This is a genomic window from Acetobacter orleanensis, from assembly GCF_001581005.1.
In the GTDB taxonomy this organism is placed as follows: domain Bacteria; phylum Pseudomonadota; class Alphaproteobacteria; order Acetobacterales; family Acetobacteraceae; genus Acetobacter; species Acetobacter orleanensis.
This window is the reverse complement of record NZ_LHZV01000063.1, coordinates 1-25,325: the sequence shown is the minus strand read 5'-3', so window position 1 is coordinate 25,325 and position 25,325 is coordinate 1. Positions and strand designations below refer to the sequence as shown.

Annotated in this window: 24 protein-coding genes and 1 tRNA gene; 13 read left to right on the top strand and 12 right to left on the bottom strand. The window is 60.8% G+C overall.

The window, feature by feature from the left end:
* Positions 1 to 67: 67 nt before the first annotated feature.
* The 4 genes from AD949_RS08580 to AD949_RS08565 all read left to right on the top strand — a co-directional run bounded on the left by AD949_RS08580 (position 68) and on the right by AD949_RS08565 (position 3,973).
* Positions 68 to 1,345 (top strand): cytochrome b, encoded by a 1,278-nt coding sequence (locus AD949_RS08580; RefSeq protein WP_371277356.1) that lies wholly within the window; start codon positions 68 to 70, stop codon positions 1,343 to 1,345.
* Between the two features lie 62 nt (positions 1,346 to 1,407).
* The gene (locus tag AD949_RS08575) at positions 1,408 to 2,205 is read left to right on the top strand and encodes a cytochrome c1 (protein WP_048835312.1); all 798 of its coding nucleotides are present in this window, start codon (positions 1,408 to 1,410) and stop codon (positions 2,203 to 2,205) included.
* Positions 2,192 to 3,076, top strand: coding sequence for an S-methyl-5'-thioadenosine phosphorylase (locus AD949_RS08570; RefSeq protein ID WP_048835231.1), 885 nt, complete (start codon positions 2,192 to 2,194; stop codon positions 3,074 to 3,076). Before AD949_RS08575 ends, AD949_RS08570 begins: the two co-directional genes overlap by 14 nt.
* Positions 3,077 to 3,157: 81 nt before the next feature.
* Positions 3,158 to 3,973, top strand: a complete 816-nt coding sequence (locus AD949_RS08565; RefSeq protein ID WP_244463299.1) for an SDR family NAD(P)-dependent oxidoreductase — start codon at positions 3,158 to 3,160, stop codon at positions 3,971 to 3,973.
* 346 nt (positions 3,974 to 4,319) lie between these two features.
* Here the strand turns inward: AD949_RS08565 and AD949_RS08560 are convergent.
* Positions 4,320 to 4,405, bottom strand: a tRNA-Tyr gene (locus AD949_RS08560).
* 163 nt (positions 4,406 to 4,568) lie between these two features.
* Between AD949_RS08560 and panB the strand changes: the two genes are divergently transcribed.
* Positions 4,569 to 5,390, top strand: a complete 822-nt coding sequence (gene panB, locus AD949_RS08555) for a 3-methyl-2-oxobutanoate hydroxymethyltransferase (protein WP_048835314.1) — start codon at positions 4,569 to 4,571, stop codon at positions 5,388 to 5,390.
* 172 nt (positions 5,391 to 5,562) lie between these two features.
* On the opposite strand, the gene AD949_RS08550 is transcribed toward panB, so the two are convergent.
* Positions 5,563 to 6,654, bottom strand: a complete 1,092-nt coding sequence (locus tag AD949_RS08550; protein ID WP_048835232.1) for an NADH:flavin oxidoreductase/NADH oxidase — start codon at positions 6,652 to 6,654, stop codon at positions 5,563 to 5,565.
* A gap of 96 nt (positions 6,655 to 6,750) precedes the next feature.
* Between AD949_RS08550 and AD949_RS08545 the strand changes: the two genes are divergently transcribed.
* Positions 6,751 to 7,080, top strand: a complete 330-nt coding sequence (locus AD949_RS08545) for an ArsR/SmtB family transcription factor (protein ID WP_048835233.1) — start codon at positions 6,751 to 6,753, stop codon at positions 7,078 to 7,080.
* A gap of 164 nt (positions 7,081 to 7,244) precedes the next feature.
* Here AD949_RS08545 and AD949_RS08540 read toward each other — a convergent pair whose 3' ends face one another.
* From AD949_RS08540 to argH, 6 genes are all read right to left on the bottom strand, one after another.
* Entirely contained in the window at positions 7,245 to 8,126 is an 882-nt protein-coding gene (locus AD949_RS08540; protein ID WP_244463300.1) for a trypsin-like serine peptidase, read from the bottom strand.
* Complete coding sequence (gene galE, locus AD949_RS08535; protein ID WP_048835234.1) at positions 8,116 to 9,102, bottom strand: UDP-glucose 4-epimerase GalE; 987 nt, start codon at positions 9,100 to 9,102, stop codon at positions 8,116 to 8,118. Before galE ends, AD949_RS08540 begins: the two co-directional genes overlap by 11 nt.
* 111 nt (positions 9,103 to 9,213) lie before the next feature.
* A complete protein-coding gene (locus AD949_RS08530) occupies positions 9,214 to 12,045 on the bottom strand; it encodes a DUF4175 domain-containing protein (protein WP_048835235.1) in 2,832 nt (943 codons plus the stop codon).
* Positions 12,042 to 13,385, bottom strand: a complete 1,344-nt coding sequence (gene lysA, locus AD949_RS08525) for a diaminopimelate decarboxylase (RefSeq protein ID WP_048835316.1) — start codon at positions 13,383 to 13,385, stop codon at positions 12,042 to 12,044. The genes AD949_RS08530 and lysA overlap by 4 nt, the downstream gene beginning before the upstream one ends.
* A 149-nt stretch (positions 13,386 to 13,534) precedes the next feature.
* On the bottom strand, positions 13,535 to 13,678 hold the full coding sequence (locus AD949_RS14230) for a hypothetical protein (RefSeq protein ID WP_167334765.1): 144 nt from the start codon (positions 13,676 to 13,678) through the stop codon (positions 13,535 to 13,537).
* A 2-nt stretch (positions 13,679 to 13,680) separates the two neighbouring features.
* The gene (gene argH, locus AD949_RS08520; protein WP_082064624.1) at positions 13,681 to 15,162 is read right to left on the bottom strand and encodes an argininosuccinate lyase; all 1,482 of its coding nucleotides are present in this window, start codon (positions 15,160 to 15,162) and stop codon (positions 13,681 to 13,683) included.
* Between the two features lie 3 nt (positions 15,163 to 15,165).
* Between argH and AD949_RS08515 the strand changes: the two genes are divergently transcribed.
* From AD949_RS08515 to AD949_RS08485, 7 genes are all read left to right on the top strand, one after another.
* On the top strand, positions 15,166 to 15,396 hold the full coding sequence (locus tag AD949_RS08515; protein WP_048835236.1) for a hypothetical protein: 231 nt from the start codon (positions 15,166 to 15,168) through the stop codon (positions 15,394 to 15,396).
* Between the two features lie 34 nt (positions 15,397 to 15,430).
* Positions 15,431 to 15,748, top strand: coding sequence for a hypothetical protein (locus tag AD949_RS08510; protein ID WP_048835237.1), 318 nt, complete (start codon positions 15,431 to 15,433; stop codon positions 15,746 to 15,748).
* Positions 15,749 to 15,910: 162 nt separating this feature from the next.
* Complete coding sequence (locus AD949_RS08505; protein WP_082064625.1) at positions 15,911 to 16,768, top strand: N-formylglutamate amidohydrolase; 858 nt, start codon at positions 15,911 to 15,913, stop codon at positions 16,766 to 16,768.
* Between the two features lie 175 nt (positions 16,769 to 16,943).
* Complete coding sequence (locus AD949_RS08500) at positions 16,944 to 17,819, top strand: shikimate dehydrogenase (RefSeq protein WP_048835238.1); 876 nt, start codon at positions 16,944 to 16,946, stop codon at positions 17,817 to 17,819.
* Positions 17,820 to 17,963: 144 nt separating this feature from the next.
* Entirely contained in the window at positions 17,964 to 18,551 is a 588-nt protein-coding gene (gene coaE / locus AD949_RS08495) for a dephospho-CoA kinase (protein ID WP_048835239.1), read from the top strand.
* Entirely contained in the window at positions 18,548 to 19,225 is a 678-nt protein-coding gene (gene dnaQ / locus AD949_RS08490; protein ID WP_048835240.1) for a DNA polymerase III subunit epsilon, read from the top strand. The genes coaE and dnaQ overlap by 4 nt, the downstream gene beginning before the upstream one ends.
* Positions 19,226 to 19,370: 145 nt before the next feature.
* Positions 19,371 to 19,877: a hypothetical protein gene (locus AD949_RS08485; protein ID WP_244463301.1), complete on the top strand. Its 507-nt coding sequence runs from the start codon at positions 19,371 to 19,373 to the stop codon at positions 19,875 to 19,877.
* Between the two features lie 50 nt (positions 19,878 to 19,927).
* Here AD949_RS08485 and AD949_RS08480 read toward each other — a convergent pair whose 3' ends face one another.
* From AD949_RS08480 to AD949_RS08465, 4 genes are all read right to left on the bottom strand, one after another.
* A complete protein-coding gene (locus AD949_RS08480; protein ID WP_048835241.1) occupies positions 19,928 to 21,040 on the bottom strand; it encodes a glycosyltransferase family 4 protein in 1,113 nt (370 codons plus the stop codon).
* Positions 21,041 to 21,048: 8 nt separating this feature from the next.
* Complete coding sequence (locus tag AD949_RS08475; protein WP_048835242.1) at positions 21,049 to 23,187, bottom strand: heparinase II/III family protein; 2,139 nt, start codon at positions 23,185 to 23,187, stop codon at positions 21,049 to 21,051.
* 93 nt (positions 23,188 to 23,280) lie between these two features.
* Positions 23,281 to 23,952: a ribulose-phosphate 3-epimerase gene (rpe, locus tag AD949_RS08470; protein WP_048835243.1), complete on the bottom strand. Its 672-nt coding sequence runs from the start codon at positions 23,950 to 23,952 to the stop codon at positions 23,281 to 23,283.
* Positions 23,953 to 24,015: 63 nt separating this feature from the next.
* Positions 24,016 to 25,325: RsmB/NOP family class I SAM-dependent RNA methyltransferase (locus AD949_RS08465; protein ID WP_061504653.1), on the bottom strand; the 1,310-nt coding region annotated here is incomplete at its 5' end.

Sequence of the window (25,325 nt, the reverse complement as noted above, 5' to 3'; positions counted from 1 at the left end):
TCCTGACGATCATTGCAAGATCATGCTGTTCATCGTTAAACACGACAACACTGTTCTGTGCGGCGTTCTGGATGCCGTATCTGGCGGAGGTAAGGGGGAGCGGATGGCAGGCACACCATCTTGTCTGGAGAGCACTTGTCAGGATCAGGCGCATGAAGAGCCCGATACCGCAGACGGGTCCGCATCAGGCCGCACAGCGCAGACGGCTCGGGCTTTTGTGCGTGACTATATGGCGTTTCTGCTGCCGCGAGACCTGAATAGTCTCTGGACCATCGGGGCCATGCTGATGGCTGTTCTGGTGCTTATGCTGCTGAGCGGATTGACGCTGGCGCTCACCTATACGCCCGATGCCTCACTGGCTTTTTCCTCTGTTGAAACGCTGGAGCGGCGCGTGCCCTTCGGCTGGCTCCTGCGCAGCCTGCACATGACGGGAGCCACGTTTTTTATGGCGGCCCTGTATCTGCATGTGTTCCGGGGGCTGTGGTACGGGTCATACCGTGCGCCGCGTCAGGGTCTGTGGAGCGTTGGCACAGTGTTGCTGATTCTGGTGATGGTGACGGCTTTTGCCGGATATGTCCTGCCGTGGGGGCAGATGTCCTATTGGGGCGCGGATGTGGCGGGTAAGGCTGTTGGCGCAATCCCGCTGGTTGGCAATACGCTGGAAGGTGTGTTTCTGGGCGGGGAGTCACCCGGCACGGCCACCCTGCACCGGATGTTTGTGCTGCACTTCACGCTTGCTTTTACTATTGTCGGGCTGGTGCTGCTGCATGTGGCCATTCTGCATAGGCGGGGCAGCACCAGCCCCTCTGGCGCTGCGGGGCAGGACAGGGCGCGGATGCTGCCGTTTCATCCCTATTTTACGGTCAAGGATGGTCTGGGTGTTGTGGTGCTGGCCATTCTGTTCACGCTGGTTATGTGTTTCTGGCCCGGTCTGGTGACAGAGGCGGCCAATTACCGCCCTGCCAACCCCCTGCATACGCCCGCGGATATTGAGCCGGAATGGTATTTTCTGCCGTTTTACGGAATGTTGCAGGCTGTGCCGTCCAAGTTTTTCGGGCTGCTGGTGTCTGGAGGTGCTGTGGCTATCCTGCTGGTGGTGCCTTGGCTGGATCGTGGCACGGCAGCGACTTTTGCGGCGGGTCGTTGGGGTGGGTTGCGCTGGCTGCCGCGTGTGGCGCTTGGGGTGCTGGTTTGTTCCTGCGTGTTGGCCGGGCTTGCCGGGCGGCACCATGTGCAGGGTGTCTGGCTGCTGCTCGGGCGTTTGGCAACGGTAGGGTATTATCTGTATTTCCTCGGCTTTCTGCCGTTCTACAGTCGGCTGGTGGGGCGGGAGGCGCGGTCTTGATGGCAACGCGGATGTCGCCCATAGCGCGGCCGTTTACGCGGATACGGTCTCTTGCAGCATTGATGCTGCCTGTGCTGGCCGGGGCTGGTGTGTTTGCCTCGGTTGCGCAGGCTGCTCCGCCCCCCGGAACGCCTGCTCATGCGCCCGCGCAGAACTGGTCTTTCAAGGGGCCTCTGGGGCATTTTGATTTGGCGGCGGTGCAGCGTGGCTATGCGGTGTTCGCCGGTGTTTGCGCCTCCTGCCACAGTCTGACGCAGGTGCAGTTTTCTGATCTCGGCGCAATGGGGCTCACGTCAGATCAGGTGGCAGCCCTTGCAGCCTCTTGGCAGGTTGCGGCGGGCAGGGATGCGGAAGGGCACCTCCGCCACCGCAAAGCCACGCCGGATGATATGCTGCCCCGCCCCTATGCGGATGCCGACGCGGCGCGTGCGGCCAATCGCGGCGCGGTGCCGCCGGACCTCTCCCGTATTACGCAGGTCTATCCCGGTGGGGCTGACCGTGTGTATGCGTTGCTGACGGGCTACAAGCCTGCGCAGACATTACCCCTTGCAACGGGGCCGGATGCCGCGGTGCGTCGTGTTCCCGCACGACCAGAAACCGGCTTCGTCAACCCCTATGCTATCGGCCATATCACGGCCATGCCGCCGCCCTTGCGGGACAATGCTGTGCCCTATGCGGATGGTACCCAGCCGACCGCGCAACAGGAAGCGCGGGATGTCACAACTTTTCTGGCATGGGTTTCCATACCCCATGCGGATGATAAGCGCAGGCTGGGGGTTGGGGTTGGGCTGTATCTGTGTTTTCTCGCCTGTCTGCTTGTTATCCTGAAACGGAGAATCTGGTCTCATGTCACAAAATGAAGTTGTGGAACCCATCATCGGTCTTATTGGCGGGTCCGGCCTGTATGATATTGACGGGCTGGAAGAAAAAGAATGGCGGACGGTTGAAACCCCGTGGGGGCTACCGTCTGATCAGCTTCTGTTTGGCAGACTGGACGGTGTGCGCTGCGTGTTCCTGCCGCGTCATGGCCGGGGCCACCCCATTCCGCCCAGCCGTCTGAATTACCGCGCCAATATTGCGGCCCTGAAGATGTCTGGCGTGACGGACATTGTCTCACTCTCTGCTGTCGGGTCTTTGAAAGAAGAGTTGCCGCCCGGCCATTTTGTGATTGTTGACCAGTTTATTGACCGCACGATCTGGCGGGAAAAAAGCTTTTTTGACACCGGCTGCGTGGCCCATATTTCCATGGCGGACCCACTCTGCGCCCGCATTGGGGATGTGCTGGAAGAGCAGGGCCGCGGGCTCGGGCTTGATGTGACACGGGGCGGGACCTATCTGGTTATGGAAGGCCCGCAATTTTCCACCCGTGCGGAAAGCAACCTGTATCGGTCATGGGGCTGCTCCGTTATTGGTATGACCAACATGCCGGAAGCCTCCTTGGCGCGGGAAGCAGAAATTTGCTACGCGACCGTCGCTATGGTGACGGACTATGATTGCTGGCATGAAGACCATGATAACGTGACGGTAGAAAGCGTTGTCAAAACCATGCAGGGCAACTCGGCCAAAGCCAAAGCATTGGTGAAGGCTGTGATTCCCGCTCTGGGCCAGCCACGCGGCCTCTGCTCCGCAGGGTGTGACAGAGCGTTGGAATACGCCCTGATTACCGCCCCGGATGCGCGGGATCCTGCGCTGCTCACCAAGCTGAAAGCGGTTGCTGCCCGCGTGCTGTAAAGCGGATATCCGGTAGGCTCTCTTGCACGTCTCACCAAAACGGGCGAATGCTAACCGAAAGAATGGAATGGCTTTTCGCACGTGACGATTTCTGAACATCTTCGCTCTTCAACCCGCCCGTTGGCCCTTGTAACCGGGGCTGCGGGTGGCATTGGTATCCCGCTTGTCAGTCGTCTGGTGGCGGCTGGATACCATGTTCTGGCCCTCAGCCGGAATGGAGGGGAGGGCGCGCAGCCATTTGTCACGCCGATGGCGTGTGATCTGACAAAGCCGGAGCAGATTGAGCAGATTGTCGGCCAGATTGCGGCCCTTGCTCGCCCGGTGCAAGCGCTGGTGCATTGCGCCGGGCTGATTGTGCCGCAGCGTATGGGGGGCACAGATACCTCCGCTGTGGCCAGCCAGCTTGCCGTTAATCTTGAAGCCCCCATTCTGCTGACCATGAAACTGCTGCCCCATATTCCCTCGGGCGGGCATGTGGTCTTCATCAACTCCATGGCGGCGCTTGTGCCGTTGGAGGGCAGCAGTATCTACACCGCCAGCAAGTTCGGGCTGCGGGGCTTTGCGCTTTCTCTGGCGCAGGATGTGCGGAAATGCGGCATCCATGTCTCTTCTGTGTTTCCGGGCGCGGTCGATACGCCCATGCTCAAGCGCGAGATTGATAATGGTGGCTCACCATTGAATTTTGTGACCGCTCCCGCCACGGCGGATGGTATTGCCGCGATTGTCATGGGTTTGCTGTGCCGCCCCCGCGCGGAGGTGTTCTGCCCCAGTTCAGACGGTATTCTGGCTCAGCTTATGCTGATGATGCCGCGCGTCTGGCGGCTGATCCTGCCAATCCTGCTGAAAAAGGGCCGTAAGGGGTTAAAGAAATATCTGGACGGGCAGGTGGGGCGGTAAGGGGTTAAGCCGCTTTCTTCCTGATCAATCAGGACGTTTTTTATGTCCCGGTTTTGTAAAGAATTGAGTTTAACAGGCTGAGAAACGAAAACCCCCACTGTGTCGCTTTGGTGTGCGGGCAGCGTGGCGGAGGGGGCGTGATTACGCATTCACGGACCAGACAAGGCTGCATTTTTTTGTGCAGCGTGTGCAGCTTGTCGCAAGGAGAGGTCAAGCTGCGGCAACGCTCATGCTGTGCTGAGAGAGTGCTTTAAAAAAGACGCATCAGTGGTACACGCACAATAAAAATTGTGACATACGCGTCTGAAAAAATCAGCGTTTGACTAGACTTTTAGGAAAACAACAATGGTGGAGGGAGTTGGATTCGAACCAACGTAGGCGTACGCCAGCGGATTTACAGTCCGCCCCCTTTAGCCACTCGGGCATCCCTCCGGGTTGTTGAGGGAGGACTTAGAGGTCAGGCAGCCTGTTGTCAACACTCTGTTTTCATTCTCTTTGCCCTCTTGGGACAAAAAACTTTGCAACCGATGGCTGGACAGCATCCTTCTCAGGCGTGAAAGGTGCCATTCAGCAGCTTTTTGAGCAGGAGAGACAGTTGAGCAAGCATGTGACAGCCAGACGGCACACCCCGCGTTCTCTGGCGGCGCTGGACGCCCCCATTGTCGCGCTGACAGCCTACACCACCCCCATGGCCCGCCTGATGGACCCGCATTGTGACCTCCTGCTGGTGGGAGATTCTCTGGGTATGGTGGTGTATGGCATGGACTCAACGCTGGCTGTTACGCCTGAGATGATGATTGCCCACGGGCAGGCTGTGGTGCGCGGTAGCCAGAACGCCTGCGTGGCGGTGGATCTGCCTTTTGGCAGCTACCAGCAAAGCCCGCAGCAGGCCTTTGCGGTCTCTGCTGAAATCATGGCCAAGACCGGCGCTGGCTGCGTTAAGCTGGAAGGCGGCGTGGAAATGGCTGAAACCGTTCACTTCCTGACGCAGCGTGGCATTCCCGTTATTGGCCATATCGGCCTGAAGCCGCAGGCGGTGCATACGCATGGCGGTTTCCGCACTGTCGGGCGTGGGGATGAAGCCGAGCAGATTATGCAGGATGCAAAAGCGATTGAGGCTGCTGGGGCTTTTTCCATAGTGATTGAAAGCACCATGGAGCCACTGGCGCGTGAGATTTCAGAAAATCTTTCCGTGCCGACAATCGGGATCGGTGCGTCCCCGGCCTGTGGCGGCCAGATTTTGGTTGGGGAAGATATGCTCGGACTTTTCTCTGATTTCACCCCCCGTTTTGTCAAACGCTTTGCCGCGATTGGTGAGCAGATTGACAGAGCGGTGGCGGACTATGCCGCCGCCGTGCGGGATCGGAGTTTTCCGGGGCCGGAACAGTGTGTCGGGATGCCGAAAAAAGACTCCTGAAAACCCGTTCAGGAATAAGTCTGTTTGCGGATGGTTTTGAAATCATCCGTTGTGCTTTGGGGAGAGAAAGATTTTTTCTCTCCCCCAAAATGACGAAACAAAGAGTATAGAAAAGAAGATTTCCTGCCTTCGTTTGCTGTGTATGAGGCAAGCGAAGACAGGATAGGCCGGGTTATTGGTAACGGTTCAGCCACCAGCCGTACGGCGGAGGCAGAACATCAGCAGGCTGCTTTTTATGCACGGCGCGGGCGGCGGTGTAAGGCCAGTGCGGATCGGCCAGAAGCGGACGGCCGAGTGACACCGTATCCAGCGTGCCGGTGCGGATCAGAGCATCAGCCTGCCGACCTTCACTGATATACCATGAGGTAGAGACGGGGAGCCCGGTTTCCTGCTTTATCTGGTGTGCATAAGGCGCGATGAAGGCGGGGCCCCATGGAATTTTTGCTTCCGGTGTGCAAAAGCCGATACTCACATCCAGAAAATCAAGCCCGCTGTCTTTGAGTTTTTTAAGGAGGCTGACGGAATCGCGCAGGTTTTCTTCGTCATGACCATTGAACTCAATCACGCCAAAGCGGATGGTAAGAGGCAGATTTTCCGGCCAGACTTCCCGCACGGCAGCCAGTGTTTCCACCAGAAAACGTCCGCGATTTTCAACAGAGCCACCATACTGGTCCGAGCGTTTGTTGGCGTCTGGTGAGAAAAAGCTTTGCGCCAGATACCCGTGCGCAAAATGGAGCATCAACCACTGGAAGCCAGCATCCCGCGCGCGTTCCGCGGCTTTGACAAAATCCGTTTTGACACGGGCAATATCTTCCAGCGTCATTTCCGTGGGCGTGCGCGGGAGGTTGGCACCAAACGGAATGGCGGATGGTCCAATGGGTTGCCAACTGCGCGGGTCGCTTTCGGGCAGATGGTCATCGCCTTCCCACGGCACGTTCGCGCTGGCTTTGCGGCCCGCATGGGCAAGTTGAATCCCCGGCACAGCGCCAGCTTTGCGAATGGACTCGACAATCGGCGCAAAGGCGGCGGCCTGTTCATCATTCCATAAGCCAAGGCAGTTGGGGGTAATCCGTCCTTCAGGAGAAACACCCGTTGCTTCCACCACCACCAGACCAGAACCACCTCGGGCAAGGCCCGCGTAATGCACATGGTGCCAGTCATTCGGCAGTCCGTCCTGCGCCATATACTGGCACATGGGGGCTACGGTAATACGGTTGCGCAGAGTGACATCTTTTAGGCTATACGGGTCAAAGAGTGTTGGCATCGATCAAAACCTTTTTTCAGACGAGGTCAGGTGAATGAATAGTTCGATATTAGTCGAACTATAAGATCGTGCAAGAGGGTATGGCAGGGAAAACGTATGAAGCAGTATGAGCATCCTCCGGCAGACGCGTTTGACCTGACGACAATCCTGCACGCCTTGTCTGACCCTTATCGGTTGTCCATTGTGCAGAAACTCTCGGTTTTGCAGCCGCAGCCCTGTGCGCCGCTGCAGGGAGACAGGCCGAAATCTTCGGTGTCGCATCACTTTACCGTGCTGCGTAAAGCAGGACTGGTACGCACGGTGGTGGTGGGTGTCACCCATATGAACAGCCTGCGCGATGCGGAGCTTGAGGCGCGTTTTCCCGGTTTGCTAACCACCATTCTCGCTGCCGCTGCGCGTGAGGCAGCCCAGCCCGCTAAAAGCTGACGCGACGTTCTGACAACCCTGTGGCCTGATGGAATTGCTGCTCACATTGGCGGGGTGGGCAAGGTGGATTGGCGTTTTGAGCAGGTAGCGCGGTAGAGGTGCTGTGAGTGTCTGCTTCCGTCGGTATGCGCCTCTATGCTTATATGGCGCAAAGACCGTGAAGATTAAGGCTGATCTTCTGATGTCCCGCTCGCGCTGTTGAGAAGAGGGACAGCCTGCCCGCCCGCGTGGGCGCTGCTTGCCAAAACCTGCACCCCCAAAACATGCCAGCCGGAAGCGTTCTGATAGAGCAGAGGCGCGCCACTACTACCGTGTGTGCCAGCGCAGTCATGTGTGAACAGCAGATTGCCGCTTTTGTCATATGTCAGGCCGGTCATATGGCAATGCAGGTCAGCCGTGATGACATCGGGCATATTCTGCTCGTAGCCGCCCAGCACAACGGGCATGTCGGGTTTGATATCTTCGGGTTTTGTGCTGACGTGAAAAACCTCATCCGGGCGGGCAACCGGGTGGTCTAGCACCAGCGTTGCATGGTCCAGCCCAGCACTCTGGCCTTCCTGTTCAGGGGTGTAGCCGGGGGGCACAATAAAACGGATAACGCGAGCATGGGCTGTAAAATGGTCGCCACTATAAGCGCGCAGAAAATGCACGCTGCTAGGCTGAATGAAGTGTCTGGGTTGTGTGAGCCAGAGGCAATGGGCCGCTGTTTCCACCAGCACGGGGCTGATGAGGAAGCCAGTGCAGCGTGAGCCCAGTTCTGTCTGCACACGGCCAATGGCGGACCACGGAGCCTGCACGCTGGAGACGCGCTGTCTGGGGTCCGCAAAGGGTGTAACCCCGGCCAGATGTGTCCGGTAGTCCGGCCCGGACGCCTTCGCTGGTAAAGCAAGGGCCAGAGCCAGCATCATAAGCGAGGATGCCGCGATAAGCCGCGCAGCACGTCGCGTAACCGGAGCGGTCACGCCAAGCCGCTCAGCCAGTGTCTTTGCAGGCAGGAAAGTGCCTGTCCGCAAAGAAGGCTGAAGAGGGTGCCGCTTAGTCTGCATAACCTTGCGGGTGGTCTTTGCGCCATGCAAAGGCGGTTTCCACAATGCGGTCAATATCCGTGAATTCAGGAGCCCAGCCGGTGGCGGCCATTAGGCGTTTGGGGCTGGCGACCAGACAGGGCGGGTCACCGGGGCGACGATCCCCTGCCTGCCATGGCACCTCCAGCCCGGTCACACGGGCGACGCTTTCAATAACTTCCCGGTTGGAATTACCGCGGCCTGTGCCGACATTGAACGTAACACTTTTCTCGTTCAACAGTGGCAGAACGGCCAGATGCGCGCGGGCGAGGTCTGTCACATGCACATAGTCACGGATGCAAGTGCCATCCGGCGTGGGGTAATCCTGCCCGAATAGAGTCAGAGCAGGGCGACGGCCAAGGGCGGCGTCAATCACCAGCGGAATCAGGTGCGTTTCAGGGCGATGGTCTTCACCCGCGCGGCCTGCGGCGTCAGCCCCAGCAGCATTGAAGTAGCGCAGGCAGGCGCTTTTCAACCCGTGAATCCGGTCAGCCCAGTACAGGGCGCGCTCCACCATATATTTGCTCTCACCATATGGGGAGCCGGGGTCAACAGGTGTGTCTTCACTAATCGGTTCGTCCCCGGCGGAGCCGAACAGGGCCGCGGTGGAGGAGAACACGAACCGCTTGATACCATGGCGCACGCACGCATCAATCAGCCCGAAGCCAATACCAGCGTTAGCGGACATATAGAGCATCGGGTCCTGCATGCTCTCACCCACCAGTGAAAGAGCCGCAAAATGCAGCACGCCATCCCACGGGCCATCAGCCAGAACACGGTTCAGGCAGTCCAGATCTGCCAAATCCCCATGAACAAACGTGGCGGCTTCCGGCACGGCAGAGCGGTGGCCCGTGCGCAGGCTGTCAAACACCACAACGTCATGCCCATCATCCAGCAGAGCAAGAACAACGTGGCTACCTACATATCCGGCGCCACCAGTAACAAGAAAACGAGCCATGAAAGCCTATACTCATATCATTATAAAAGATGGAGAAACTCTAAGGTGTTTGTCACCAAAGAGGCAAGGTGAAGGCTGTTTTTTCAGAGGGCTTTCAAACTTTTTATGGTCTCAGAACGGCTTGAGCAGGCGGTCCAGATAATCCAGTTCCTGTTGTGGGCGGGTGCGGTCGGAATCACGGCGGCGGAGTTCCTGCTCAATTTCCCGCGCGCGCTGGCGGGCAACATTATCGGGGATATGCGTGCCGTCATCCGGTGCCTGATCCCCGCCTTCACCCATGCGGCGACCCAGCGGGTCACGCTTGTTCTTGCCGTTCTCTTCACCACCGTTTTCCTCGGCATCATCCGAGGGAGTAGTCCCGTCATCCCCTTCATCCGCGCTGCCTTGGCCTTGCGATTCTTCGCCCGGACCGCCGGACTGGCCACCGCTATTGCCGCCAAATGCGGGCAGGAAGCTGGGCATGGTATTCTTGCCGTTATCCTTCATGCTGTCCTGCATCTGCTGGCGGCTTTTCCGCAGGGCATCCAGCACTTTTTCTTCTGCCGTGGCGGCTGCGGCGTCATCCCCGTCGGCAAGCGCCTTGCGGGCGTCGTGCATGCTTTTCTGGGCGTCTGAAAAAGCCGGAGGGGCTTTGCCGGTCAGGTCCTTGAACTCATCTTTCAACTCATCCAATGCACGGTCGAGCGCATGTTGGGTGGCGCGATCTGTACGGCGGGCCGCGGCCTGCGCTTCCGCTCTGGCCGGGTCCAGCGGGGGTGCTGGCGTATCCCCTCCACTCTCGGGGTGATGTGGGCCAGCCTGTGGGGCAGGGACATTCTGGTCGGTGCCGGGGGGCACGGGGAGGCCGAGTCTGCGCAACAGTTCGGCTGTAGACATGGCACCGTAATCTGCATCACCCTCTTCATCCGCATCCATACCGTTCTGTTTGCGGGACTGGGCGCGGAGGGTTTCATCCAGACGGGACTGGGCGTGGTCAAGCAGGGAGGCTTCCTTGCCCGTCAGGTCGCGCAGGGCGGCGGCCTGTTCCCGCGCTTTCTGCTGGGCCACCATCTGCTGCGCCATAGCCGCCATATCTTGCGGGGTGGCGTTGCGCATGCGCTCCGTGGCGTCTTCCATCTGTTGCAGGCGTTGCAGGGCATCGGCGGAATGGCCGTTGGCGGCATCACGCTGCAACTGCTGCATCAGGCGGGAAAAGGCCTTGTCGCCCGCTTTGGAGAAACCGGGCAGGTCTGGAATGGCGGTGTGGTCCCGCATGGCCTGTGCCGCAAGCGCCTGCATTTTGCGGGCAATGGCGTCTTTCAGTGTTTTCAGCCGGGCTTCCAGCTCCTCCCGCGCTTGCGGGGATTGCTGGCCGTTCTCCCGCATATGCTGTAACTGTTGGGCCACGGCGGCCTGTGCGGCCCGCACGTCAAGGGACGCCTGAGCACTGGCATCATCCCCCTTGCGGCGGTCTTCAATATCCAGCGCCAGATCCCACAGCAGGTTTGTCGTGCTGGTGCGGGCTGTTTCCGTGTCCACCTCTTTGTTGTCCAGCATGGCGACAAGACTGGTCAGGGTGAGGAACATGCCGGTGTGGTCATTAATCGGGCCGGGCGTTTCCCCAAGAGCGGCGAGGTCCGTTGCTGTCTCACTCCGGCTTTCACGCCCCAAAGCAAAACGTTTACGCAGGTCCAGCACGGCGCGGGCCACGGGCGAGTGGAAGACGCGCGCGCCCAGCCGGAACGTGGCGGGTTTGCTCTGTCCCTTATGTCCGCTAACGGCGGTGGCAACCACGTTGCCTGTAACCTCTTCCCCCGCCCACGGGTCGTCTGACAGATCGGGGGTTATCACGCCTTTTGCGGATTTGGGGTGGCCGCTGAGGGGCAGCGGCACAGTCAGCGTGCGCGCTGGCCCGCGCCCCGGATGCACCAGATGCAGGTCAACCGAGAGTGATGCCAGCCCGTAGGCATGCGCCGCTTCGTAAGGCAGGCGGGTGCGCCAGTCTGCTTTGCCAGCGCCGGGGTTGGGGCCCCATGCGGCGGTGGGGGCTGCGTCCGGCAGAACCGTTATGGGCCAGCGGGCCAGAGTGCGCCCGCGCCCTGCTACGCGCAGAAGGCCACTGTGGCGCAGGGTGACTTCCATTTTCCAGCTTTGCCGGTCTAGCGTCTGGCGGGCTTCATCCTGCATGATCAACCCGCCCCCGCTGCGCAGGACGGGGTGGGAGGACAGACCGGTGACAATCACCGTCAGCCGCGCGCCTTCAGGCACGGAGGGGGCTGGGGCATTGGGGCTTAGAAAAACCGGGGCTTCTGGAGCGTAAGCCGGGGGGGTAATCCATGCTTCCACATGCGCAAGCGGCACGTCCGGGTCATCCCGGCCGGGAATGAAAGCCGCCAGAATCCGGCCGGGAGCGGAGGGGCCAGCCATAACTCCGGTGCCCGCCAGCGCGGCCAGCAGCGCCACTCCGGCCCAGCGCCGCGCCGCACTGGCAGGCAGCAGACGTGGCCACCCGGCGCGTAGCGTGCCCAGCGAGGCCAGCACCCGTTGCTGATGCGCCTGCCACAATGGCTGAGGTTGGCCTTTTCTGGCACCAGCGGGCTGGTCTGTCAGCGTTGCAAGTGGGCGATTATGAAGGGCGGAGGCGTGTTCAATACGGCGGTCAATAGCATCCGCCGTTGGTGTCTTCAGGGTGGACAGGTCATGATGCAGCCGCCAGCCACACAGGCTGAGCCAACCCGCAACGACGACAAGACGTAATCCATCCGGCAGATGTTGCGGCAGGCGGAGAAGCCCCGCAACCCCATACACCCCCAAGAGAGCCAGAGTCGGTTGCAGGGCGGGCCAAAGCTGTTCCGTGCGCAGCACAAAGCCGGCGTGCTGGCGGGCGGTAGCCAGCCGGGCCGCCAAAGCTCCCCCTTGCGCTGTGGAGGAGGCCAGATCCTGTTTCAGGTCGGCCGGGTTCATGCGGTTCCGGCAAGGTGGGAGGGCACGCGCTCATCCTGCCACAAGGCGTCCTGCGGCTGGCGGGGGCGGATGACGTGCCATGTGCCTTTGTCCACCAGCACCTCTGCTGCCAGAGGGCGGCTATTGTAGGTGGAACTCATCACAGCCCCATAGGCTCCGGTGTCCAGAATGGCGAGGCGCGCTCCGCGCTGCATGGGTGGAAGCTGACGGTCCCGCGCGAAGGTATCACCACTTTCGCACACCGGGCCAACCACATGGGTCGGGATGGCGGCCAGAGTCGCATCATGCGGGCTGAGGGGAACAAGACCATGCCACGCATCATACATGCTGGGGCGCAGCAGGTCATTCATCGCGGCGTCCAGCACAAGGAAGGGGGCTTCATCACCCCGAGACTTGTTCAGAATAACGGTGCTGAGCAAGAGCCCGGAAGGACCGACGGGCCAACGCCCCGGTTCAATCGCCAGACGGACATCAAGCCCACCCAGCTCTGCGCGGATTGCCCCGGCCAATGCTTCCGGCTGGCCTTCCGGCTCGTTCCGGTAGGAAATGCCAAGGCCGCCCCCGCAATCCACCACGTCCACAGTCTGGCCAGCGGCCCGCACCGTGCGCACGAGGTCAGCAATACGGGCATACGCGGCGCGATAGGGGGCGACAGAGAGAATCTGGCTGCCGATATGGGTGGAGAAGCCCGCCGCACGGATGCCCGGCAGGCTGGCGGCGTGGGCGTAGAGCGCCGCAGCGTCATCATACGGAATGCCAAACTTGTTGGCGGCCAGCCCGGTGGTGATCTTGGCGTGCGTTCTGGCGTCCACATCCGGGTTTACGCGTAGGGTGATGGTAGCCTGTTTGCCAAGTTTGCTGGTAATGCTGGAAATAATTTCCAGTTCCTCAGCACTTTCCACATTGATCTGCCCGATGCCCAGACCAATGGCCTGTTCCAGTTCCGCATCGCTTTTACCAACCCCGGAAAACACGATGTGGTGGGCGGGAATGCCTGCCTTAAGCGCACGGGCCAGTTCGCCACCACTGACAATATCCGCGCCGAATCCCTCTTCCCGCAGCAGGGAGAGGACAGCGAGATGGTCATTGGCTTTCACCGCGTAATAGATGGAGGCGTTCAGCCCCGCATCCTGCATCGCCTGCCGCATGCGGTGCATACGGGCGCGCAGCGTGTCACCGCTCAGAACCCAGCAGGGGGTGCCGACCTTATCCGCAATGTCGTTAAGGGCAACGCCGTCCAGCATCAGGCCGCAAAGCGGGTCCATGTCCAGATACGGACGGCTGGCGAGCAGCTCCGCAACAGAGGGGTCTGGGTCATGAAACGTCACGTCATCGGCCATGGGGCGTTTGAGCCTTGATAAGGAGAACTGCTCCGGCAGCCGGTGGGCAGGGCGGCTCTGCCCGGCGCGGAGCGCATCTGGTCCGTTATACCGCCAGCCTGACAGATTGCCAGCCATCCTGCCAGCATGAGCAGGATGGTTGGGTCAGATCAGTCTGCTGGGGGGTAGGTCTGCGGATAGGTGATTTTATCCTGCGGGCCGGGAGCATGAGGAGAGCCTTTCTTGCCGCAGCCGCTTAGCGGCAGGGCCAGCATCACGAGTGCCAGAAAACTGACAACCATCCGGATGTTCATGCTCAGGCTCCTTCGCTTGTGGCCGCAGGCTCGGCGTCCAGTGCCGCCAGCCATCTGCGGGCTTCACGCTGCACATTGCTGCCTGCTGTGCCGCCCTCGCTGGTGCGGGAGGCAATGGAGGCATCGACCGTCAGCACGGAATAAATATCGTTCGTAATGCCGGGTTCTTCCGCCTGCATGTCCGCCAGAGAAAGATCGGCCAGACCAATTCCTTTTTCTTCTGCTTTGGCGACGAGACGGCCTGTGACGTGATGCGCGGTGCGGAACGGCACCTTCAGCACCCGGACCAACCAGTCAGCAATGTCGGTCGCGGTGGAAAAGCCGGAGCCAGCCAGAGCGCGCATCTGGGCCGTATTGGCCGTCATGTCCCGCACCATGCCATCACACGCGGCAAGGGAGAGGGCTGCGGCATCAGTCGCGGTAAAGACGGGTTCTTTATCTTCCTGCATGTCCTTGGCGTAGGCCAGCGGCAGGCCTTTCATCACCGTCAGCAGGCTGACCAGACTGCCGGTAATACGGCCTGTCTTGGCGCGCACCAGTTCCGCCGCATCCGGGTTGCGCTTCTGCGGCATGATGGAAGAGCCGGTGGTGAAGGCATCGGACAGCCGGATGAAGGAGAAGGGCGAGGAACACCAGATGACAATCTCTTCCGCCAGACGGGAGAGATGCATAGCCATGATGGACAAAGCCGAGAGATATTCCAGCGCGAAGTCCCGATCCGAGACGGAATCGAGGGAGTTTGCGGTCGGGCGGTCAAAGCCCAGCGTGCGGGCTGTCATCTTCCGGTCGATGGGGAAGGAGGTACCTGCAAGAGCGGCGGAGCCCAGCGGACATTCATTCAGGCGTTTGCGGGTATCCGCCAGACGGCCCCGGTCACGCGCCAGCATTTCCACATAAGCCATCAGATGGTGGCCAAAGGTCACGGGCTGGGCCGTTTGCAGATGGGTAAAGCCGGGCATGGGGTCAGACGCATGCTCTTCCGCCCGGCGGGCGAGGGCGCGCATCAGGGAGGCCACCTGCTGGTCCAGCCCGTCCAGTGCATCGCGCGTCCATAGCCGGAAGTCGGTGGCCACCTGATCATTCCGGGAGCGGGCGGTGTGCAGGCGTTTGCCCGGTTCCCCGATGCGTTCGGACAGACGTGCTTCGATATTCATGTGAATATCTTCCAGCGCTTCCGAAAATTCAAAACGTCCGGCTTCAATATCCTTGCCGATGGCCGTCAGACCCTCGCGGATGGCGACTTCATCTTCAGCAGAGATAATGCCGGTGTGGGCCAGCATGGCCGCATGGGCCAGAGACCCTGCAATATCCTGCTTCCACATGGCTTTATCAAACCCGATGGAGGCATTGATGGCCTGCATGATCTGGGAGGGGCCACCGGCAAAGCGGCCGCCCCACTGCATGTTGGCATCTGCTTTGGCCCCGGCTTTGGCTGCGGTGGCCCCGCTGGTGGTGTCCGTGCTGTTCTGGCTGCTCAGAGACATGTCATGCCCCAACCCGTATCCTTAAAACTGACTGTGTTCTGCATCCGGTGGGTCTGGCCTGTGGCGGTTGGCCCTGTGGATGCAGCCTGCAAAGGCAGCACCCTACTGATGCACGCGCTGTGGCGCAAACCGGGAGGATACGCCATGCTCCCCTTATCGCCTGTTGTGGGGGCGGGGCAGCCCTGCTACGCGGCATGGGTTTTCGCAAGGCTGGATCATCCCTATCTTGCGTAGGCAAGGGGAACAGGATTCCAAGGAGTTCAAGACTATGAATGCAACGAACAAGCTTACGACCTACGGCGTGATTGATCCCGGCCCGAATGTGCTGCTGGAAGTGACCAAAGCTGCCAGCCCGATTGATGCCGTGAAGAAAATTGAAGAGAAAATGCGCGGCGCCGGGTATGTGGCAGCCCGCTCCTATGATCTGGGCGGCGAAGACTCGCTGAACGGGGCAGACCCGGTCTATCTGGTGTATGACCTGACGGACGCGGAACTGGATGATGAAGGTCTGACGGGTGAAGATGCCGGTCTGGTCCGCGCGCAGGCTGATGAAGCCGGTGTGGTGGTCTCTTCCGCCAAAGGCTGAGCCGGGCGCATTTTCGGCACGGAGCCGGAATGCTGAGCAGAAGGCCGCCCGGTATGTCCGTGGTGGCCTTTTTGCGTTTCTGATGCTGATGCAGGCGTTGGGTGCGGTTTGCCTGTGCATGATAAAAACGAGTGGGCACAACAGGATTTAAAGGAACGCAGAATGACTGGCAGCAACACAGAAGCAGCAGGTTTTGCCGTTTACGGAACGGATCAGGGCGGCCCGTTTGTGCTGGTGAGCGACCATGCAGGCCGCGCTGTGCCGCCTGCTCTGGAGGACTTGGGCGTGAGTGCGGAAGACCGCGCGCGTCACATTGGCTGGGATATCGGGATTGACGGTGTCGGGCGGCATCTGGCCGCTTTATTACCTGCCGTGCTGATTGAGCAGGTTTATTCCCGGCTGGTTATTGACTGTAACCGCGCCCCCGGCCACCCGACCTCTATTGTGACAGTGAGTGACGGCACGCCTGTGCCCGCGAACGAAGGACTAACGCCGGAGCAGATTGCCTTTCGGCACACTACTATTCTGCACCCCTATCACGCCCGGATTACGCAGGAACTGGATGCTCGTGTGCAGGCTGGCAGGCCGACAGTGGTTGTTGCATTGCATAGCTTCACCCCGGAAATGCGGGGCTTTAAACGCCCGTGGCATGCAGGGATTTTGCATAATCATGATACGCGTCTGGCGCACATCATGTTGGACCTTCTGCGGCAGGAAGGGCTGACCGTGGGGGATAATGAACCCTACGCCCTAACTGATACGTCCGATTACACCATCCCGCTGCATGGTGAAAAACGGCAGCTCCCGCATGTGGAAATCGAAATCCGGCAGGATCTGATTGCGGATGAAAAGGGGCAGAAAGAATGGGCGGACCGGCTGGCGCGCCTCCTGCCGCAGGCTTGGGCGCAGTTCTGCAAAACCTATGGCACAGCCGGTGTGACAGATGCGCCTGCCATGCAGGATAACAAGCAGAAAGCCGATCTTTCCCGAGATCAGATGCAGATTCAGGTGCGGTTGTAACGGGCGTCCGGGGTGCGGCGAGGGGCTGTGTTCTCGTTTGTTCGGTTGTGTCTCGGCCTCTTGCACCTGTGAGCTTTGCGCTTACTGTCTTGTATCGTTTACCGTTCAACTTTAGTGGGTCTCTGCTCATCGCGGGGGTGTGCTGGTCCCACGTCCTGAGAGTTCCGAGAACCGCATGACCAAAACGCCTGATTCCGATTCTGCTCCGTTACAGATCATTACAGGTAAGGCGCGGCTGGCCGGGGTGCTGGGTTGGCCGGTTTCACACTCCCGCTCTCCCGCGCTGCATAATTACTGGCTGCGGCGTTATGGCATTGATGGTGCCTATGTGCCGCTGCCTGTCAGGCCGGACCAGTTTGAGGCTGCTGTGCGGGGTTTGCAGGCTGCGGGTTTCCGGGGCGCGAATGTCACCATTCCGCACAAGGAAGCCGCCTGCGCGCTGGCGGATGAACTGGACCCGTCTGCGCAGCGGGCCGGAGCAGTCAATACACTGGTGTTTGAGGCCGATGGGCGGATTCGCGGCCTCTCGACAGATGGCAGCGGTTTTGTTGCCAGTCTTGAAGCCAGCGGCTTGCGCCTTCCGGCCTCTGGTCGGGCTTTGCTACTGGGGGCGGGAGGGGCTGCGCGGTCTGTCGCGGCGGCGTTGCAGGACGGGGGTGTGCAGGTAGCTGTTACCAACCGCACGCAGGAACGGGCGGACACGCTGGCGAGACTTCTGCCGGGGCTGGAGGTTGTGCCGTGGGCCGAGTGGGAAGCCGGACTTGGCGGGTATGATCTGCTGGTGAATACAACCTCTCTCGGGATGGAAGGGGGGCCGGACCCGCTGTTTTGCCCGTCCCTGAAAGCCGCCTCTCAGGCGCTAGTTGTGGCGGATATTGTCTATGTGCCGCGCCAGACACCTTTGCTGGCCGAAGCCGCGCAGCAGGGCTTGAAAACGCTTGGTGGGCTGGGGATGCTCCTGCATCAGGCGCGTCTGGGGTTTCGGGAATGGTTCGGGCAGGACCCGGTGGTGGATGCGCAAACCGAAGCAGCCCTTACCGCCAGTTTGTGACGGCGCACCATGCGCGATCAGCCCCCTAAAAAAGCGGGGGAAAAAGCAAGGCTGCTGGAAATTTGGTTGCCAGAGAGCGTGCGTGGCGTAAGGCACAGTCAGTAGCTAAAGCGCAGTAAGAGTAAGCAGGGGCCGACTTCCGCAATGAAAGTGATCGGACTGACAGGTGGCATGGGCATGGGCAAAAGCACCGTGGCGGCCCTGTTTCAGCAGGCCGGTATCCCGGTTTTTGATGCGGACGCCACAGTGCGCCAGCTTCAGGCCGACCATGGCGCGGCCCTTGGCCCGATTGCCGTACTAGTGCCGGAAGCCGTGACCAACGGGCATCTGGATAGAGCCGTGCTTCGGCGGGCTGTTGTAGAGCGGCCCGGTCTACTCCGCCAGTTGGAGGTAATCCTGCACCCCATGGTGCGGGCGGCGCGTCAGGATTTTCTGACCCAGCACCGGCGGCAGGGCGCGCGCTGTGTGCTACTGGATATCCCCTTGCTGTTTGAAACCGGCGGCCAGCGGTTGTGTGACCATGTTTTGCTGGTTTCAGCGCCTCCGCGCTTGCAGGCGGACCGTGTGGCCCGCAGGCGCAGTCTGCCAAAAGCCGAGGCTCGAAAACTGATAGCCCGCCAGATGCCGGATGCCAGAAAGAGACGTCTGGCAGATACGGTGATAGAAACAGGGGTGGCCTTGAGCGCCACGCGGCGGCAGGTTCGCGCATTGATTAAGGGTTTGAACGCATGAAACGCTCCATCCTGTTTGATACGGAAACCACAGGACTGGACCCGGCCACCGGGGACAGGGTGATTGAAATTGCGGCCTTGGAACTGGTGGGAGACCTGCCCACAGGCCGCAGCTACCGGACCCTGATTGACCCGGAGCGGGACGTGCCGGAGGAAGCCTCCCGCGTGCATGGCTTTACGGAAGCGGACCTTGAAGGACAGCCGAAATTTGCCGACATTGCGGATGCCTTCCTCAGCTTTATCGGGGATGACCCGCTGATTGCCCACAATGCCCGCTTTGACTTTGGCTTTCTGAATGCGGAACTCAAGCGGGCCGGGCGTAAGCCACTGGATATGGGCCGCATGGTGGACACGCTGGACATGGCGCGTGAGCGCTTTCCCGGCATGCCCAACAGTCTGGACGCGCTGTGCCGGCGCTTTGGGATTGATCTGTCCGCCCGAACCACCCACAACGCGTTGCTCGACTGTAAGCTGCTGGCCGATGTGTATGTGGAACTCATGGGCGGCCGCCAGCACGGGCTGGGTCTGGTAGCGGATGGCAGTCACGGCCATGCGGTGATGTATGAAGCCCCTGTTAACCGCCGGATTGTACGGGTCGTGCCTACTCAAGCAGAACTGGAGGCACACCGGGCTTTTGTGGAAGACCTCAAGGAAGCGGTGTGGACTGCACAATAAAGACTGGAAAAACTTTTTAAGCAGGTTGCAGCCTTTATGGTCTTGCCGTGTTTCTTCTTTCTGTAAAACATGCCAATACGAAAAGGCGGTGCATCTGGGTTCTCCAGATTTTGGCGGCCGTCATCCTGAAGCAAGGAGCCTGTTGATGCGCTCTGCATCCCTTCACATTGCGACTGCCCTGGCCTTGTGCAGCACGTGGTCCCTGACGGCCTGCGCTCAGTCACCGCTTGGGCCTGTAACGGGTGAAGTCTCGTTTCACACCAGCTCGGCCGATCTGGGCGTCGGCTATACGTGGGGGCATGGTGTTCTGACTTATGGCGGCCGGACTTACCCGTTCTCCGTCAGTGGTGCATCCGCCGCGGCTGTTGGCTATTCCTCTGGGGATAGCGTTGGCAAGGTCTACAACCTTCAGCGCATTGAAGATTTCCCCGGTACGTTCTGGGCACTGTCTGGTGAGGCGACTGTGGGCCGTGGCGTAAGCGGCGAACTGATGGAAAATGACAACGGTGTGCGGATTCGTCTTGATTACACGCGGGATGGTGCGCGGATTGCCGCTTCTCCGTCACGCCTGACCATCCGAATGCTGAAAACACCAACGCAGCCTCCCGCTGACCATACGGACAACGTAAAAGCCAGTTCTGCCGCCCGATAAGGCTTTTTACGCAGGGTTTAGAGGGCGGGGTTTAGCAGCCATTAAGCAGTTTAGTGGCTGGTGAGCAGCCGCACTGTTTTCTGAATAATCTGCTTTTCTTCAAATAGGGCTAGGGCGCGCTGTCGCCCTGCCTGCCCCATGCGCTTGCGTAGGGGCTCATCTTCCACCAACTGCCGTAAGGCAGCGGCCAGCGGTGCAACGCGGGCTGGCGGCACCAGCAGCCCGGTTTTTCCCGCCACAACCTGTTCGCGCGGTCCGCTGATATCCGTGCTGACCACGGGCAGGCCGGTCATCATCGCCTCGATAATTGACATGGGCAGCCCTTCAAAATGGCTGGGTAGCGTGAAGATATCCGCCGCCGCCAGAATGGCTGGGGTATCCGCCCGGTAGCCCAGACATTTCAGACGTGGACCAAGCGTGGCCTGTGCTTCTGCAAAGCAGGTGTCCAGCGCCGCCCCGTGGTCGGAGGTCAGGCGTTCCCCTACCACCCAGAGTTCAGCTTCCGGCATGCTGCGCATGGCCTCTAGCAGTTCAGGGTAGCCCTTATGGCGCACCAGACGGGAGACGACGACAATAACAGGCGTGGTCTCTAACGTGCCCAGTTCCTGCCGGATGCGGGCGCGGGCTGCCGGGTCTGGCCGGAAGCGCGCACTGTCCCGCCCATTGCCAATAGCGACAGGATTGCGGGTAATGTGGAGCCGCCGGGCATCCTCCGCTTCCTCCTGCGAGACGGTGAGATACACATCCGTCATGCGGCCGCAGAAAAACTCCAGCGCCAGCGCCAGCCCGCGCCGTAAAACAGAGCCGGGCTGATTGAACAGAAAGCCGTGGCAGGTATAGGCAATGCGCGGCACACCACACATTCTGGCGGCAATACGCGCCAGAATACCGCTGATGGGCATATGGGCATGCACCATATCCGGCTTTTCACGCCGGATGAGGCTTACCAACGCCCAGAAGGCCCGGGCCTGCGCTGTGGGGGAAAATGACCGCGCAAAGGGGAGTGTTTCCACCCTGAACCCCTCCTGCCGGGGGAGGGCCGTCAGCGGCCCATCCGCGCACACGCCGATCACCTCATGTCCCTCTTCACGCAGAGCGCGCATGAGGGGGAGAAGAAAGTGGTTTAATGAAAAATCGACATTCGTGATTTCGAGAATTTTCACGCGCGGCGTTACTCAGTCATCAGCGTAAGGGCCCAGCGAACCGGGCGCATGGGAGGTTTGGCTGGCGGTTCCGCTTTGGCGGTCGTGCCGGGGTCCGCGGTTTGCGCGGGAGCATCGGTCTTCGCGGTAGATCCAACAGGGTGCGCCTCGCCCGAAGCTTCCTCTGGTGTTGCAAACAGGGTCTCAGCCATGCTCGGCAATTTGTCCGGTAAGGCTTGTCCGCTGCTGGCCTGCTGATCCGCTTTCTGATCCGCCGCGAGGGTGCTTTCGGGGGGAGTGTTGTCGGGAGTGGGGCTGTCAGGGGCGGTGCTGTCAGGGGCGGTGCTGTCAGACTGGTCGTGTGCGCTATCAACCGGGGGCGCGTCACGCAGCAGGGGGCTGAAAAATGCCTCCTCGCTGTGCTGTGTGTCCTCGTGGCCGGATGTTCGTGCCGGGTAAACGCTGCCCTGTTCCGAGGCAGTAGCAGTTTGTTCATCCAGATAGGCAGCGTTATCGGATGGAGCGGCATGGTCTGTTGCGTCTTCTGCGGTGTGACCGTACTCCATCAAGTGTGGCTCGGCGTACGGTGTTGCTTCGTCTTCTGCGGCAGCGTGCTCTTCAGGCGGCTCCGGTGCTTCGGGCGGGCAGAGGACAATTTGCAGCGTGTCCACCCGCTCGCCGCTACCCAGATAGACGCTGTCTTCCAGATAAGCAGGCACGTTGGCTTGAAACAGCCAGCATTCTTCGTGTGTATAAAGCAGGAAGCCGTGTTCAACTTCTTCTACGGTAATTTCCGGGTGCAGGTGGAAACGCACGCAGAAATCCCGGCTTTCCGTGCCTTCCAGAGCTTCCGCGCCGCGCAGGGTCTGGCCGTCTTTCCCCAGATAAAGCTGGCGGGAATAAACCCCGCCACCCTGCGGTTTATATCCGTCATGCGTCATGTGTAGCCAGTGCGCGCCGTCCTGCGAGGCCTGCGCACGGGTAACGGTGGGCCTGCGCGCCATGCGCCCGCTCTGGTCCCGCTGGAAAGGAGAAAGGCTGGGTATGTCCAGCACGGAATGGGCGGCGGGAAAGCGGAGAGCCTCGGCCCAGCCGCGTTGCGTGCTGGCACCGCAATTAACAATAATCCGCTGCCGACCAGAGGAAAACTCAAAGGACAGCATGCCGGCGTGGGCCGTGCTGTCATACCCATCGGGTGCCGGGCCTGCGGCATCGGCAAACAGCATGGCGCGGCCACTGGTCAGGCGGATATAGCCGCTTTCCGGCTGGCTGGCAGCAACCACGCGCCCGCGGGAGGCGCGGTTGAGCACCTGCTCAATAAGCTGCGGGTCTCGCTCCCGGCTGCCGTTAAACAACATCAACCCGCCATCGCCATGTCGCATGGCGCGCAGGGCCGGGGCCGCACGGTCTGCCGCTTCCATCAGGCGGGTGGGCACTGGCAGGCGTGCGGTCTGGAGGATGCTGAGCATTTCCGCCAGTTCTCGCACGGCCTGAAACTGGTCTTCCGGGCAGCGGGTGATGTGGCTGCCGTCTGCCAGAAACTGCTGGTCAATTTCCTGATCAATCAGCCGGAGATAGCGTGACAGAAACTCCGGATGGTCTGGAATAGCAACGGCGACGGCCAGCAGGCCTTTCAGGGCCGTGAGCGCGCGCCAACCTCGGGCTTCCTCCGGCATGAGAGCCATGATGGAGCGGGCTTCCATAATCAGCGCGGCCATCAGGTTCTGCCGGAAGTGGTCATCCGCGGCGGCGGCAAAAAATTCGTAATAGGACAGCCATGCCGCAAGGCGCGCGCCGGTAATGGAGGGGTCCGCAATCGGGCGTTCGGACACGGGCTGGCCAATCCAGATAGCCACCATGCTGCGGGCTTTGACGCGGGCTGATTCCGCGCCAAGTTCCCGCAGGTCTCGCAGCCATGTAAAGCCCTGTAGCCAGCGGCGATAGGCTTCGGGCCAACTCGGGCTATCCCACTGTAAATGCTGGAGGTTGCGCACAACGCCTTCAAACAGGCTTTGGTTGCGCACCAGACGTTCCCCCACTAGAGGGTCTCCCGGCCAGAGGTCACGTAATGTCAAGGCGGGTGCTGCGGGCACACGGCTAAAACCACCCAGCGGGTTCCGCATGGCGAAGGTCAGACGGGCATCACGGGTCCAGCGGCGCAGGGGCATCAGGCAGGGAGTGCTCCGAAGTGAGAGGGCGGAGAAAGCGGCAGGTCTGTCAGGCGTGATAAAGTCCGGTGGAAGAACGCGAAATGATCTGCATCACACCTTGGTCGGAGCGCGCAGGGCTTCAATAGCGGCAGCATAGTCCGGCTGCGCATAAATAGCGCTTCCGGCAATCAGCACGTCCGCTCCGGCTTGCGTTGCCAGAGGGGCAGTGTTTGCATCAATCCCGCCATCCACAGCCAGACGGATATCGCGGCTTGTGGCCGTAATCATCTCCCGCAGGCGGCGGATTTTGGGGAGTTGGCTGGTCAGAAATTTCTGGCCGCCAAAACCCGGATTGACACTCATAACAAGGATGACGTCCACCAGATCCAGAATTTCACTCACGGCTTCAGGTGGTGTGGCGGGGCAGAGAACAATGCCCGGCTTGGCACCAAGCGCGCGAATATGCTGGAGCGAGCGGTGCGCGTGCGGTCCGGCCTCGATATGGATCAGGATATGATCCGCTCCCGCTTTAGCAAAGGCTTCCAGATACGGGTCGGCTGGTTCGATCATCAGATGCACGTCAAACGGTAGCGTGCTGTAGGGCCGCAGGGCTTTAACCACCTGCGGGCCAAACGAGATGTTGGGCACAAAATGCCCGTCCATCACGTCCAGATGAATCCAGTCGGCCCCCGCACTGGCGACAGCCTGAACTTCCTCGCCCAGACGGGCGAAGTCGGCGGCGAGAACACTGGGGGCAATCAGGGGGCGGGATACAGCGTGCATGATTTTGTTATCCGCAATCCCGCCGTCTGACGCAACTGTTGTTAAATCTGCTTTACAAGATTGTTACGCTGGCACCATGAAGCGGGCCGCGAAAAACCCGTCCATGCTCCCTTTGTCTAGCCAGAGGCCGGGGTGTGTGCGCAACCAGCCTTCCGGTGTGAGCGCCTCTGGCAGAAAGGCGAGTTCCTCCGCCGTAAAGGGGGAGGGGATGAGGCCCATCTCTTGTGCGGCGCGGGCACGGGCCGGGCCTTCCTCATCCTGAAGAGAGCACACAGCGTAAATCAGCCGCCCGCCGGGGCGGAGCATGGATTTGGCAGCGGCCAGAAGGCGGTCCTGTCCTTCTGTCAGCGCGATCAGGTCTCGCGGGCGTTTGACCCACAACACATCCGGATGGCGGCGGGCCGTGCCGGTAGCGGAGCAGGGGGCGTCCAGTAGAATGGCGTCAAACAGCGTATCCGGTTTCCATGTGGTGGCATCGTCCTGCACAATCCGCACAGGGTAGGCCAGCCGTTCCATGTTTTCCTGAAGACGTAGCAGACGGGTGGGGTTTTGCTCGACTGCGGTCACCTCCGCGCCAGCGGCGGCAAGCTGTGCGGTTTTCCCGCCGGGGGCAGCGCACAGGTCAGCCACACGCTCGCCCGGTTTTGCTGCCAGAAGCCGGGCCGGGAGAGTGGCCGCGGCGTCCTGCACCCAGAAAGCACCTTCCGCATAGCCCGGCAACTCCGTCACGCGGGTGCCAGCAGGCAGACGGATGGAGCCGTTAGGCAGGTCCACCCCACCTTCCGGCGCGGTTGCGCCGGGGCGGAGGGTAATGTCCAGCGGTGCTTCATGGCTGATACCCTGAGCAATGGCGCGCGCGGCGCCTTTACCCAGCGTATTCCATGAACTCCATAGCCATGAGGGGATGTTCAGGCGGGGCTGGTCCAGCCCTTCCAGCAGGCTTTCACCCTGATCCGCCACCTTGCGCAACACGGCGTTGGCCAGCCCGGCAAAAGGTGCCAGCTTGCGGCGGCGCAGCAGGGAAACCGTGGTGCCGACGGCGGCATGCGGCGGTGTTTCCAGAAACAGCAGTTGCGCGCAGCCCATCATCAGCGCGATGCGCACCGGCTCAGGCGGTTCCTTACGCAGGAATGGTTCCAGCAGGGTGCGCAGGGTGCCCATGTGGCGCAGGGTGGCGGCGGCCAGACGATGTGCCGCTGCACGGTCCCGTGCTGGGGCCTCATGCTCATTGGCGGAGCGGGACAGGCTGGTTTCCAGCATGCGCCGGTGTTCCACCACGCCGCACAGAATATCAAACGCAACGTCCCGCGTGGGGTCGGCAGGCTGGGGGGCGTTGTTCCGGCGTGCGGGGCTGCGTTTGGGGTTACGGGGGC

Excerpts from the sequence above, each read along its gene's own strand:
- AD949_RS08540 (WP_244463300.1), bottom strand. The coding sequence starts at position 8,126 with ATGCAGACTAAGCGGCACCCTCTTCAGCCTTCTTTGCGGACAGGCACT.
- AD949_RS08530 (WP_048835235.1), bottom strand. The coding sequence starts at position 12,045 with ATGAACCCGGCCGACCTGAAACAGGATCTGGCCTCCTCCACAGCGCAA.
- AD949_RS08545 (WP_048835233.1), top strand. The coding sequence starts at position 6,751 with ATGAAGCAGTATGAGCATCCTCCGGCAGACGCGTTTGACCTGACGACA.
- rpe (WP_048835243.1), bottom strand. The coding sequence starts at position 23,952 with ATGCACGCTGTATCCCGCCCCCTGATTGCCCCCAGTGTTCTCGCCGCC.
- AD949_RS08505 (WP_082064625.1), top strand. The coding sequence starts at position 15,911 with ATGACTGGCAGCAACACAGAAGCAGCAGGTTTTGCCGTTTACGGAACG.
- dnaQ (WP_048835240.1), top strand. The coding sequence starts at position 18,548 with ATGAAACGCTCCATCCTGTTTGATACGGAAACCACAGGACTGGACCCG.
- argH (WP_082064624.1), bottom strand. The coding sequence starts at position 15,162 with ATGTCTCTGAGCAGCCAGAACAGCACGGACACCACCAGCGGGGCCACC.
- AD949_RS08515 (WP_048835236.1), top strand. The coding sequence starts at position 15,166 with ATGCCCCAACCCGTATCCTTAAAACTGACTGTGTTCTGCATCCGGTGG.
- lysA (WP_048835316.1), bottom strand. The coding sequence starts at position 13,385 with ATGGCCGATGACGTGACGTTTCATGACCCAGACCCCTCTGTTGCGGAG.
- AD949_RS08510 (WP_048835237.1), top strand. The coding sequence starts at position 15,431 with ATGAATGCAACGAACAAGCTTACGACCTACGGCGTGATTGATCCCGGC.
- AD949_RS08575 (WP_048835312.1), top strand. The coding sequence starts at position 1,408 with ATGCTGCCTGTGCTGGCCGGGGCTGGTGTGTTTGCCTCGGTTGCGCAG.
- AD949_RS08475 (WP_048835242.1), bottom strand. The coding sequence starts at position 23,187 with ATGCCCCTGCGCCGCTGGACCCGTGATGCCCGTCTGACCTTCGCCATG.
- coaE (WP_048835239.1), top strand. The coding sequence starts at position 17,964 with ATGAAAGTGATCGGACTGACAGGTGGCATGGGCATGGGCAAAAGCACC.
- AD949_RS08485 (WP_244463301.1), top strand. The coding sequence starts at position 19,371 with ATGCGCTCTGCATCCCTTCACATTGCGACTGCCCTGGCCTTGTGCAGC.
- AD949_RS08550 (WP_048835232.1), bottom strand. The coding sequence starts at position 6,654 with ATGCCAACACTCTTTGACCCGTATAGCCTAAAAGATGTCACTCTGCGC.
- AD949_RS14230 (WP_167334765.1), bottom strand. The coding sequence starts at position 13,678 with ATGAACATCCGGATGGTTGTCAGTTTTCTGGCACTCGTGATGCTGGCC.
- AD949_RS08570 (WP_048835231.1), top strand. The coding sequence starts at position 2,192 with ATGTCACAAAATGAAGTTGTGGAACCCATCATCGGTCTTATTGGCGGG.
- AD949_RS08500 (WP_048835238.1), top strand. The coding sequence starts at position 16,944 with ATGACCAAAACGCCTGATTCCGATTCTGCTCCGTTACAGATCATTACA.
- galE (WP_048835234.1), bottom strand. The coding sequence starts at position 9,102 with ATGGCTCGTTTTCTTGTTACTGGTGGCGCCGGATATGTAGGTAGCCAC.